Origin of the sequence: Gordonia sp. NPDC062954, assembly GCF_044543825.1 — a bacterium.
GTDB lineage: Bacteria > Actinomycetota > Actinomycetes > Mycobacteriales > Mycobacteriaceae > Gordonia > Gordonia tangerina.
The window spans coordinates 24468-35594 of the sequence record NZ_JBITWL010000037.1; the positions used below are offsets into that span (position 1 = coordinate 24468).

Sequence of the window (11127 nt, forward strand, 5' to 3'; positions counted from 1 at the left end):
AAGCCGGGCTAGCCCAGGGCTAGCCCGTCAGTCAGTTGCGGACTGCGCGGAGCAACAAGTTAGTCAACAACTTGACATCGTTAGGTGTGTTCTGGAGTCCGTTCCACTTGCGGATATCGTCCGGCGCAAGGGACCATTGACCTGAGCTCCACGCCGCAACCTCGTTAATACCTTTCATCTTCCGCTCAATCTCAGCACGATTGAGATGATCGACGTGGTACCCGTCGGTGAGCGTGTCCATCACATACCCCAGCGACTGGATACCAACACCGTGTGTCAATCGCGACTTCCTGGGGGCCGCCGCCCATTCCTCCGGCCAGGTCTCCCTAACGATCGACCAGAACATCTCCAGATGGGCAACCATCGCAGTTTCGTCACCCGATCCGTCGATCGGGTCACGGTACCGGTACAGCGCTCCCTCGAAGAGGCTGTTTTCGATCATCTTGAGGATGCTATTGTCTTTAATGTATCCATCCGGCGACGTTGGGGTCTGAATTCTTTCGAAAAATGGGCCGTCAGGATTTAGGTTCAGTTGAATCATTACCGAGGCAGGGAGCTTACGACGAGCATACTTGGGAGGAAGGTACCCAGCCGAACCAGGAATCAATTCATGAATTAGGCCCTTGGGCAACGGTTTTGTATTGTTCACAAGGATGAATTGAGAACGCTGTTCCTCGTCGTCGGCCACAAATCCAACCGCAGCTATCGGGAACGAATCGACTTCTGCGTCTCTGATCGCTGCGACGCGTTGCTGGCCGTCGACAAGCAGTGCGGGCTTGTCACTGCACGTGGAGTCGACTGGCACATGGAGTTCACCCACGGAAGCGAACTCATGTCCGTTCGCCCCCCTAGATGGCCGAAAAGAAACAGCGTCGTTGAATGCAACGACGACCGCGTTCGGCAACATCGCGCCATCAGATTCGATATACCGTCGAATCGCACGGATATGACTTAGCACCTCTGGCCGCTGATAGCCGGCAAGTTCGCCGTCCTCGCCGCGTCCAACCCTGGAAACTGCCGTAAAGTCCAGAAGTTGCTTTCCGTCAACCGCGAAACTGTAGACTTCTCGATCGCCCTGTTTGATGCGGAGTGCGGGAAGACGCAGTACATTGTTAGCAGTCTTCTGACTCATTGCTGGACTCCCTCTAGTCTCAGTGCGATCTTCTTCCGAAGAGTCGCTAGGTTGTGAAAGCCTCGGCGCTTGTTTCGTTCGGTACCTCGGAAGATCGCAATCTCGATTCCATGGTCGGCACACAGACCGCATTGGCACGACCGCCACGGCGCCGCCTCGAGGGTCCGCCTGTATTGCTCTTCGTACGATTTCTTCTTCGACCCGATAACCAGACGCTCGTACGCAAGGACCGAATCCAGAGCACTGGTCATACTGACTCTTCCGGCGTCATAATCCCGTAGTGCCATTAGTGCATCGCGTTCGCCCGAGACTGCATCTGCCTGCTGAACACGGCCAGCCAGGATGGCTCGTTTGAGCGTCACATTTCCCTCGACTTGGGGAACCCGGATGGCGGCGTATGTCGTATCGGCGGTGTGGTAGTTATCGCGGTCGTCCATGAAGGCCTGCCTGAAGGCTGACGTGCTATCGAAACTCGTCACGCCTAGGGATCTGAAATTGTCGAAATTCTCGATCCGACTGATGCCGAGAAGGTGAAGACCGACATCACTGGACCTAATGTCGTCGATGGCCAAGAGGCAATCGACGATGTCCGGAGTCCGTAGCGCAATCATTCCGCCAAGCGCAATCCGCGTATAACCCATCTTCTGTAGTGCGGCCACGCTCTCTGCATAACTTGGCGGATCCCATCCCTGCGCAGCTCCGATCGGTGCCACAGTCGAATTCCTCGCGCGCGTTTCGTCCAGGTATTTCTGAGCGCATTCAAGTGTCATCTGCTGTCGCCGATACCAATCGTCCGGGGCCGATTCTCCCGACTTCGAGTATCCGAGGATTACGTGGTCGATGCTAACACCGGCGTCGAAGCCACACTCTTCGTAGAAATCCAATACCTCACCAATGCTATAGGGAGGTTCGGGCTCATTAGCGTAAGTGAACGAACCGCAGTCTCCCATCGTTGCTGTTATCTTAGGTAAGCGAAAGAAGGCACGAACTCCCATACGATAGATTCTCTGACGCTGAGGCATCGAGTATTTCCCCGTGCCCCGCACCGACCCATCGACCACAGCCTTCGACACCAGGACCCCATCGTATGCGGGTTCACTGAGAACTTCATGCGCATAGCGGTCATCCCGTTGCCGAACGCGCAACGGCGAGTACTCGTCGTGAATGAAATCGTATGTCGGGCTAACGAGATCTTGGCTATCTGGGAAGAAGAACTTCATCGAGAACCCGAACTTCTCGCGTCGACGTATGCGCGAGCCAAGTAGTTTGACAGTGCAGATATATGCCTCGGCGTATTCTGCAGTTCATTCCACGGCAAACCCAACTCGTCCCACGTTCCACTGGTCCACCGGCAACCGCCGGCAATTCGATGCAATTCAGCCATGGCCACGTCCCTGGCGTCCGACGACGCGATGTCGACCTGGGCCATTACCCTGTCCATCAGTCGACTCATCGCTCTGATCCCCACACCTCCCATGAGACGCGACTTGGTTGGAGGTTTGCCCCACGCCCCGGGAAACGTATCGCGCACCGCCGACCAGTATATGAGCAGCAGTTGGCGAATGCTCTCGGTGTCCGTCGTTCCGGTCGCCATGTTCCGGTAAGGGAACAGCACTCCCGAAGGTGACTCCAGAGACTCACGGAGGGCCTCCACCAGACTGGTGTCGGTGACGACAACTCGCTTCTTCGCTTCCTCATCGGTGGAAGCGCGCTTGATCAGACCGACGAAGGGGGAGTCCGGGTCCATATTGAGCATGTCCACCAAGGCCGAGGGCAGGCGCTTGGCAGACAGTCTCGGGGACGGCGCGGCAAAAACTTCAGGCAGCAGTTCCGTCACCAGGTTCACAGGCAGTGGCGATACGGTATTGACGCGCAAGAACTGTTCGCGTTGCAGCGCGAGCGTCGGTGCAACAAATCCCGCAATCGGAACGGGCAACCGGCGGTTCTTGGATCGGGCCAGCGCGAGACTTCGCTGCTGGCCATCGACTATCCACGCAGGTCTGGGTTGTGCGGAGTCGGCGGGAAGGGGGATCTCCAGAACACCACTGACGGATAGCCCATCCGACGCACCTGGTCCCCTACTCGACTTGAACTTCACAGTGTCCGGCAGCGCGAGAATGAGCCCATTGGGAAAGAGCACATCAGCAGAATCGAGATACTGCTGGATTTGCCTGACATGACTCTTTCGCTCCGGTCTTTGATAACCGATCAGGCGTCCGGCCTCATCGCGTGAAATGCGGGCGACATCCGCCACGAGGTCGATTTCCTCTGCGGCCAGGGCAAAGAGGTACAGAGGCATTTCGGTGTTCTGATCCAGCCGAAGCGCGCGCCGTTCGAGTGTGGCAGGCAGCGACATCTCAGCTCACCATTTCATTGTGGAGGCGGTGGAATCGTCGTTGTTCGCACGCACGACCGGAGTCGCGCAGTTTCCTCAATGCGCGAGTTGCTGATATCGCCGGTTCCGTGCTGATGACTTCATCGAGGAACATGCGAACTTCGTCGTCGGACATCGTAATTCGGTCGTACACCTCGACGTGCCTGGAAATTCGAGCCCACTCTTGCCACGCAGTGCGGACACCATCCTCCGTGATCCGTTTCCCACTGGACAGTTCGAGCCACCGACGTGCCATTCGTATGGTGAGACTCGAAGTTGTACCGCCCAGTTGCTTCCGGAGCGCTCTGTCGGCCGGCAATCGCGGCACCTGCGAACTCTGTCCATCCGATCCCCCGACAACCAGTAGGTCGTCACATTGCGTACCCCACCGATCGATCTCTTCGGCTATGACTTGACCATAACTGTCCGACGCGACGACCAACATGCTCTCCCGACATGCCGATTCAGGAGTATGGGAGTCGGGCTGCGTTCTCATCCACCGCCACCACTGAACTGCCCCAACCCCATCTGCTGCTACCGAGTCTGCATGTCCCCGGGAGAACGTCGCGCTGTACGCGGGCCCTAACGACGTAACGTGCCGTATGCCCAGGCCAGCGGATACGATGTACAACTCTGCGTCATAGCCCTTCTCACCGGCATCGCAAAGCAATGCCTTGGCTTGCTGCCACGCCTCGCCCATGTAGAGCTCCGAGAGCGGTACACGCTCGGTAGCTGCGCCGACCCGCTCCACCCACTGCGCGGCCCGCGCTTCGGTATAGCCCGCGTCGAGGCTCCGTATTGCCAGTTCAGCCGGAACCGGAGCAGACTTGCGATTGGTGCAGCCAACGACTATTGCTAGTTTTCTCATCGGCGGGCCTCCCTGTCAGACTCATAAACTACACTATGGTTGGCACTACTCAAGGGCGCAGTTACTCGTCGCGCTCGTCGAAAACAACCCGGAGGTTCTCGATGATCAAGCCACCAGCAGTCGTCCTTCTCAGCGGCGGCCTTGACTCCACGACTGTCCTCGCGATCGCGAACGACCTCGGTTACATGTCGTACGCTCTCTCGTTTCGATATGGGCAACGACATTCCGTCGAATTAGACGCGGCCCGGCGGGTGGCCGGCTCCCTTGGAGTCGAACGGCACGAGGTCGTGGACATCGACCTGCGTACGTTTGGCGGGTCGTCGCTGACCTCGGATCTCGCTGTTCCCAAGCACGATTCGGCCAACGCACTAGCCGAGGGCATCCCGAATACCTACGTCCCAGCCCGGAACACGATCTTCCTGTCATTTGCGCTTGCGTATGCCGAGGTTGTCGGTGCTCGAGACATCTTCCTGGGTGTGAATGCATTGGACTACTCGGGCTATCCGGATTGTCGGCCGGAGTACATTGCTGCCTATGAACAGATGGCGAATCTGGCCACACGCGCGGGAGTTGAAGGTCAGCGTTTCACTATTCACACCCCGCTGATCTCGATGACGAAGGCTGAGATCGTGCGACGCGGTACCGGGTTGGGAGTCGACTATTCTGTCACATCGTCGTGCTATGACCCGAGTTCCGACGGCCACCCATGTGGCCACTGCGACTCGTGCCTACTGCGCCTGCGGGGATTCGAAGAGGCCGGCCTGAGCGACCCGTTGACCTACCAAGGGAGTCTTTTGTGACCTATAAGGTCAAGGAGATCTTCTACACCCTTCAGGGTGAGGGGACCCATGCTGGAAGACCTGCGATCTTCTGCCGGTTTTCGTCGTGCAATCTGTGGACCGGACGAGAGAAGGATCGGCATCGAGCGATCTGTCAGTTCTGTGACACCGACTTCGTGGGTACCGATGGCCCCGGCGGCGGCAAGTTCGCAACCGCAGTCGATCTTGCCGTTGCGGTGAGTTCAAAATGGATTTCGGACACCGGCGACCGCATGGTCGTGTGCACTGGCGGTGAACCTCTACTTCAACTTGACGAGGAATTGGTTGACGCTCTGCACGCCCAAGGGTTCTACGTGGCGGTGGAAACCAACGGCACGGTGCCTCCACCTCCGGGTATCGACTGGCTCTGCGTCAGCCCTAAGAAGAACGCCCCACTGGTAGTCACTGGAGGCGACGAGTTGAAACTCGTCTATCCACAGGACGATCTGTCACCCGCAGGATTTGAGTCGCTGAATTTCGCACGTCTCCGATTGCAGCCCTTGGATGACCCGAGTATCCGAGAGAATACCGCGGCTGCCGTCGCGTACTGTCTGCAAAATCCCCAGTGGCAGTTGAGCATCCAGACCCACAAGTTGTTAGGAATACCGTGACCCGGCATATGGAGATCTTTCGGGAGTTCACCTTCGAGTCCGCACATCGCCTACCGAATGTTCCACAAGGACACAAGTGCGCACGACTGCACGGGCATTCGTACCGCATGACCGTTACGGTCGAGGGTCCGGTCGACGGCCGACTCGGATGGATCATGGACTTCGGAGAGTTGAAGGAAGTCGTCCAACCTCTGGTCCGCACACTCGATCACCACGTCCTCAACGAAATCGAGGGACTCGAGAATCCAACAAGCGAGAATCTGGCTGTGTGGATCTGGGATCGCCTCTCCCCAGACGTCCGCGGCCTTCGTGCTGTCCAGATACGCGAAACTGCGACCTCCGGTTGCACCTACTACGGGACCAACTAGAAGTTCGTCGCCCACGTTGTCAGTTCTTGAAGACGTTCACAGGGTCCACGTCGGGGGGTCTTCTTGCCCGTCGAGGTGCTTCGTGTACTCGTCGCAGTCAAATCGGAATGAGCAAGTCGTGCAATGTTGCCGGAACTCCGCCGTCAAGCGACTGCCACCCGGTTTGTTACCCCCACCCAGTTCACCCGCTACCTTCTTCCGTAGCTCTTACCCAAGGGCTGCGGTCGCCGGACCCGGTATGACTTCTTGCCCCTGTCTCTCACATGATCCGGGGGGTGGTGTCGCCGGGTGTGGTGGGCGTCAGTGGACCGCTGATAGGGACACGGCCGCTCGTGAGTGAGTAGGTCTCTTCGTAACGTGGGTGCCGGGCATTGACGTCGGATCGTGCGACCGTTCTCGTATGGACGAGGAGGTAGCTCAATGAGCACCGAGCACGCCGTGTACTGCGGCGTTGACGTGTGGGGAAATCCGAACATCACGCCGTCGCGCTAACTGCTGACGGCGAGCTTCTCTACGACAAGGCGCTGCCCAACGACGAAGCGAAACTACGCGCGGTGTTCGACCAACTCGCCGGCCATGGGCCGATTCTTATGGTCGTCGATCAGCCCAACACGATCCGCGCGCTGCCGGTGACGGTTGCCCGGGCGTGTGGCCACGATGTCGGCTACCTGCCAGGCCTCTCGATGCGCCGGGGGCCGACCTGTATCCGAGGCAGGCGAAAACCGATGCGCGTGATGCGTTCATCATCGCCGATACCGCGCGCACAATGCCGCACACGCTGCGCCGCGTGGACACCGACGACGAGACTCTCGCCGAGTTCGAGGTACTCGTTGGTTTCGATGACGATCTGGCTGACGAGGCCACCCGGATCAGCATCCGCATGCAGGGCTTGCTGACCGGCACCCACCCCGCTCTCGAGCGAGTTCTGGGACCACGCATCACACCCACCCTGCCGTTCTGGAGATGCTCTCCCGCCACCGCGGACCTCGGGGCTGCAGCAGGCCGGGCGTCGCAGACTGACCGCCATAGCCAAGAAGCACGCCCCGCGAATGGGGCCGCGCCTGGTCGACGACATCATCGCCGCATTTGATGCGCAATCGGTCGTCGTGCCCGGCATCGCAGCCGCCGACACGGTTCTCCCCAAACTTGCCGACTCATTGAAAGAAGCTCTGCAACAACGCAGTACCTGATGTCCGCAAGGGTGTCCGAGTGCCCGCCAACTGACCTGATTTCGCGGGCCTTCCTATCTAAGGCATGGACCCGATTTCGCGGTCAGTTTGACGTGAGGCCTACGTAACCAGATCGGCGCCACCGGCATCATCCCTGCGCTGTCGCCAACCCAGTAACCGCTTCGACAACATCTCGACCACCCGCACAACCTGACCGCCACCGCCTGACCAGCCCACCAAACCCGAACCCGACCAACTTGCCAGTCTCCGACTAATCAGACGCACACAAGGGCAACCTCAGTAGACAGCGAACTTGTCGGACCCGGCCAGTAGAGTCGTCTTCGTGTATGGTAAAGCGGACAGCATTGCTCTTAAGTCGACTCTCACCGCCACCACCCGCCCGGACGGCGCCTTTTTAGAACTCGTTCGCCGGTGTGGGATTCTCCTCATTGACCATCCCAGGGTTGTGATCAACGCGGACAGACTATCTAGTCTTGTTGCCAAGGTGGCCGAACAGGCAAGAATCAAGAAAGCCGCATATCAATGGAACGACCCAAAATTTTGGCCGATTGAGACGGATGCGTCGACCCGTTCCCAACTACTAACTGTTGGAAACAGTATAAATTTTCGATTCTGGCGGTTTTCAGAATCACGAGAGGTAGTCTCGCTAGGTGGATACCTGAAAGGTGAGTACGTTGCAGGTTCAATGTATATGTGGCGCTGCCTGCGTCTCGCTTATGATTCAGGAACTCCCATCACAGATGCCAGTTATCTGGCAGCGATGGACGACGGTACCTTCAATCATATTTTTCAGGATGACAACGGCGCAAACCCTCTTCAAGAGGCACTTCCAGATCGGATTAAGAATCTTCGCAACTTGGGAGAGGTCTTGATACACGACTGGGATGGACAGTTCCATAATCTAGTTACCAAAACCAGCGGATCATTGTCCAATTTTTTGCACATGAGTCGTGGCTTCCGCGCGTTCGACGATCCCATCGCTAAACTAACGCTCGTCAACGCACTGATGCACCGGGGGAGTGGACTAGCAGTATTTAAAGAACCGCTGCTTCCCGCAATCGACTACCAGCTGCTCAAGCAGTTATTGCGCCAGCATGTGCTGACAGTCGATTCTGCACTTGACGCAAAAATACGCTCGGATGTCCACCTGGACCACGCCGAAGCTTATGAACTACGCTCCGCCGCGATGGAGGCTCTGATCGGCGTGCAATCCAGGACTGGTCTCTCGGGGGACATAATCGACAATCTGCTGTGGATGAACCGAAATATCTGCAAGGACCGTCAGCCAAACTGCGAAATATGCCCCTTCATGTCCTTCTGCGATAAGGATGTCACCCTCCGGAGACCGCTACAAATTACACGCCACTACTGAAAGGATGATCGCAATGGACGAAGTCAACCTCACATTTGAAAAAGGATCACTACCAGACTGGCTACTGGATGCGCCACTCTTCGTTGACGATGCGTTGATTCGATCACTGTACTATGCGGTTGCTCTACCCGAATATGAGCAAGAGTCTCTCACTATCGCAGCGGAGGATATCAAAACGAAGACGTGGTCGGTAGGCGGCAAGGCCGAAACTGAAGCGTCTTTTGGAGGAATTGCTTCGTTTCTCGCATCACTAAAAGCGAGTGTTGGTATCGAAGCTAGCCGCGGCGGGACAGCGGAGGAGAAGAATGCTAGCACCATCGAGTTAGTTCCCGTCGACTCCTCCGAGAGGCGCCTGCTAAACCTGGCGGTACACTATTCTGCGAACCTTGAGGAGCGTACATGGAACGTCTTCGGGTTGAAAGACTTCAGTTGGATAACGGATGCTGCACGGGTGGCTAGCCAGGGTAAACCGCTCATCTTTCTCGATGTACCACATGGCGTTCCAATAGTTCCTATGGCTGCCGAATTGCCTGACGGAAACGTCATTCTCTTCTACAATCGAATTTCTTCCGCGGTGAAAGGTCCGAGTGAGCAACTTCCGGCAGAATACCCGCGAAAACTTGATCCCGACGGCATGAACGCCTACTGGGACTGGTTCCAAAGCAAGAAACCTGGAAAAGACGCCGACACATCGTACATTCTCATGCATGTGGTTGAAGAGGCAATCGGAACAGGCGGTCGTCCGCGTTGGATCGATTTCCGCGTACCCCTTGGGGACGTCGGAAGTCAAAACGACAGTCTTCATCTACACTTCAAAGCCCGTGAGAAATACGACACGGGCGATTTCGCATATCACTTCGTGCACCGAGGTAGAAAGCATGGTTTTCGCCTAGTAGGAATGTTGAAGGAAGGGCCAGCCCTCAACGTCCTCGCATTGTACGAGAAGTAGTTCGGACCTTCCGCCCCACCGACTTCACCGGACGTACGCCACCACCGGACGACCGGCAAGAGCCAGATGCGGGTTACGGTCCTGCGGACAGGCCCGTTTCTGCACTCCGGGATGCGCAACATCAACGCGGTTCTTCGATGTTTGGCGGGCAATGCCTGGTCAGACCTGAGTTGGACCTCCTGACCCGATTTTCGGGCGTCGGCTGGTTATCGGTGCTGGTCAGCGTGTTGACTGTCTCGAATCTCGAGCACTAAATGTCTCGGATATGGTCGGTTGGTGAGCCCGTATGTCCGGAAGGTGACGACCGCATCAGGAGCGACGGCGGTGCAGATTGCCGAGACCGTGCAGGGCCGCCGACGGATCGTGGAACACATCGGCTCCGCGCACACTGAGGCGGAGTTGGCGGCGTTGATCGCGGTCGCCAAAGGCAAGATCGAGGCCGGTCAGCAACACCTCGACCTCGGCTTATCCGGTACCGAACAGGTGCGGGCGGGCGGTGAGGCGGTGATCACCCGCTATTCCAGCGAACTGCTGTGGACCACCCTGACCAGCTCGTATCGGCGGCTGGGATTCGATGTGCTTGGCGATGACACCTTCGCCGCGTTGGTGTGCGCCCGGTTGGTCGAGCCGACCAGCAAACTCGACACCGGGCGCGTGCTCGATGACATCGGCATCAGCGCGCCGCACCTGTCGAGCATCAAACGGGCGTTGGCCCGCTGCGTGGAACGTAACTACCGCAGCCAACTATCGAAAGCGTGCCTCGATCACGTCATTACCCAGGGGCCGGGTGTGGCGCTGGTTCTGTATGACTTGACGACGCTGTATTTCGAAGCCGAGGACGAAGACCAGTTACGCAAAGTCGGCATGAGCAAAGAACGCCGCGTCGACCCGCAGGTCACGGTCGGGTTGTTGGTGGCGCGCAACGGATTCCCACTCGACATCCATGTCTTCGAAGGCAACAAGGCGGAGTGCGACACGAGGTCGCATGCGTTGAGCGGATCACGATGAAGGAGGCACCTGTGGTGACGTGATCTTCGGTCCGTGCTCGATGGCCGGTCTCCGTCCTGGCGTGCGTCGCGGGTAACTGCGGGGTGCGGAGCCCAGGAGTTAAGCCGAAGGGTTCTCGTTCCTTCCGAGGGCAACGGGCGAGGAGAAGGACGGGCGGGCGAATACGGATGAACCCTTGGTTGATGCCTCGTCATGTTGAAGGGCCGGATAGAAGGATGTGGGACCGGCCTGAGAATAGAGACGCGTCGCTGGGATGCGACAGATGCCGACCGCCGATTGGCAGGCGGTTGGGTGAGCACCATCGTCTCCGGGGTATAGAGGGCGCCCACTCCGTCCGTGTCTGACCTGAGTTGGACCTCCTGACCGGATTTTCGGGGTTCGGTTGATTGTTGGTGCTGGTCAGGGCGTTGGTGGCCTCGAATCTCGAGCACTAAATG

At 57.9% G+C, this 11127-nt stretch carries 9 protein-coding genes and 1 pseudogene; 7 read left to right on the forward strand and 3 right to left on the reverse strand.

What is annotated here, in order from left to right; genetic code table 11:
- Positions 1 to 31: 31 nt before the first annotated feature.
- Genes dbpB (ACIGKQ_RS23470) through dbpB (ACIGKQ_RS23480) form a run of 3 tightly spaced genes read right to left on the reverse strand, consistent with a single transcriptional unit; the run spans position 32 to position 3488 of the window.
- Positions 32 to 1132 (reverse strand): DGQHR domain-containing protein DpdB, encoded by a 1101-nt coding sequence (gene dbpB, locus ACIGKQ_RS23470; protein ID WP_396575067.1) that lies wholly within the window; start codon positions 1130 to 1132, stop codon positions 32 to 34.
- Complete coding sequence (gene dpdA, locus ACIGKQ_RS23475) at positions 1129 to 2352, reverse strand: tRNA-guanine transglycosylase DpdA (protein ID WP_396575068.1); 1224 nt, start codon at positions 2350 to 2352, stop codon at positions 1129 to 1131. The genes dbpB (ACIGKQ_RS23470) and dpdA overlap by 4 nt, the downstream gene beginning before the upstream one ends.
- Positions 2349 to 3488 carry a DGQHR domain-containing protein DpdB gene (gene dbpB / locus ACIGKQ_RS23480; RefSeq protein ID WP_396575069.1) on the reverse strand — a complete coding sequence of 380 codons (1140 nt, stop codon included), beginning with the start codon at positions 3486 to 3488 and terminating at the stop codon, positions 2349 to 2351. Before dbpB (ACIGKQ_RS23480) ends, dpdA begins: the two co-directional genes overlap by 4 nt.
- Before the next feature lie 987 nt (positions 3489 to 4475).
- Between dbpB (ACIGKQ_RS23480) and queC the strand changes: the two genes are divergently transcribed.
- The 7 genes and pseudogenes from queC to ACIGKQ_RS23515 all read left to right on the forward strand — a co-directional run bounded on the left by queC (position 4476) and on the right by ACIGKQ_RS23515 (position 10690).
- A complete protein-coding gene (gene queC / locus ACIGKQ_RS23485) occupies positions 4476 to 5174 on the forward strand; it encodes a 7-cyano-7-deazaguanine synthase QueC (RefSeq protein WP_396575070.1) in 699 nt (232 codons plus the stop codon).
- The gene (gene queE / locus ACIGKQ_RS23490; protein ID WP_396575071.1) at positions 5171 to 5803 is read left to right on the forward strand and encodes a 7-carboxy-7-deazaguanine synthase; all 633 of its coding nucleotides are present in this window, start codon (positions 5171 to 5173) and stop codon (positions 5801 to 5803) included. The genes queC and queE overlap by 4 nt, the downstream gene beginning before the upstream one ends.
- An 8-nt stretch (positions 5804 to 5811) precedes the next feature.
- Positions 5812 to 6171, forward strand: coding sequence for a 6-carboxytetrahydropterin synthase QueD (gene queD, locus ACIGKQ_RS23495; protein ID WP_396575076.1), 360 nt, complete (start codon positions 5812 to 5814; stop codon positions 6169 to 6171).
- A gap of 420 nt (positions 6172 to 6591) precedes the next feature.
- A pseudogene (locus ACIGKQ_RS23500) lies at positions 6592 to 7358 on the forward strand (IS110 family transposase); the annotation flags it as partial.
- A gap of 325 nt (positions 7359 to 7683) precedes the next feature.
- Entirely contained in the window at positions 7684 to 8733 is a 1050-nt protein-coding gene (locus tag ACIGKQ_RS23505) for a queuosine salvage family protein (RefSeq protein ID WP_396575072.1), read from the forward strand.
- A 13-nt stretch (positions 8734 to 8746) separates the two neighbouring features.
- Positions 8747 to 9682, forward strand: coding sequence for a hypothetical protein (locus ACIGKQ_RS23510; RefSeq protein WP_396575073.1), 936 nt, complete (start codon positions 8747 to 8749; stop codon positions 9680 to 9682).
- 276 nt (positions 9683 to 9958) lie between these two features.
- The gene (locus ACIGKQ_RS23515; protein ID WP_396575074.1) at positions 9959 to 10690 is read left to right on the forward strand and encodes a hypothetical protein; all 732 of its coding nucleotides are present in this window, start codon (positions 9959 to 9961) and stop codon (positions 10688 to 10690) included.
- The last annotated feature ends 437 nt before the right edge of the window (positions 10691 to 11127 follow it).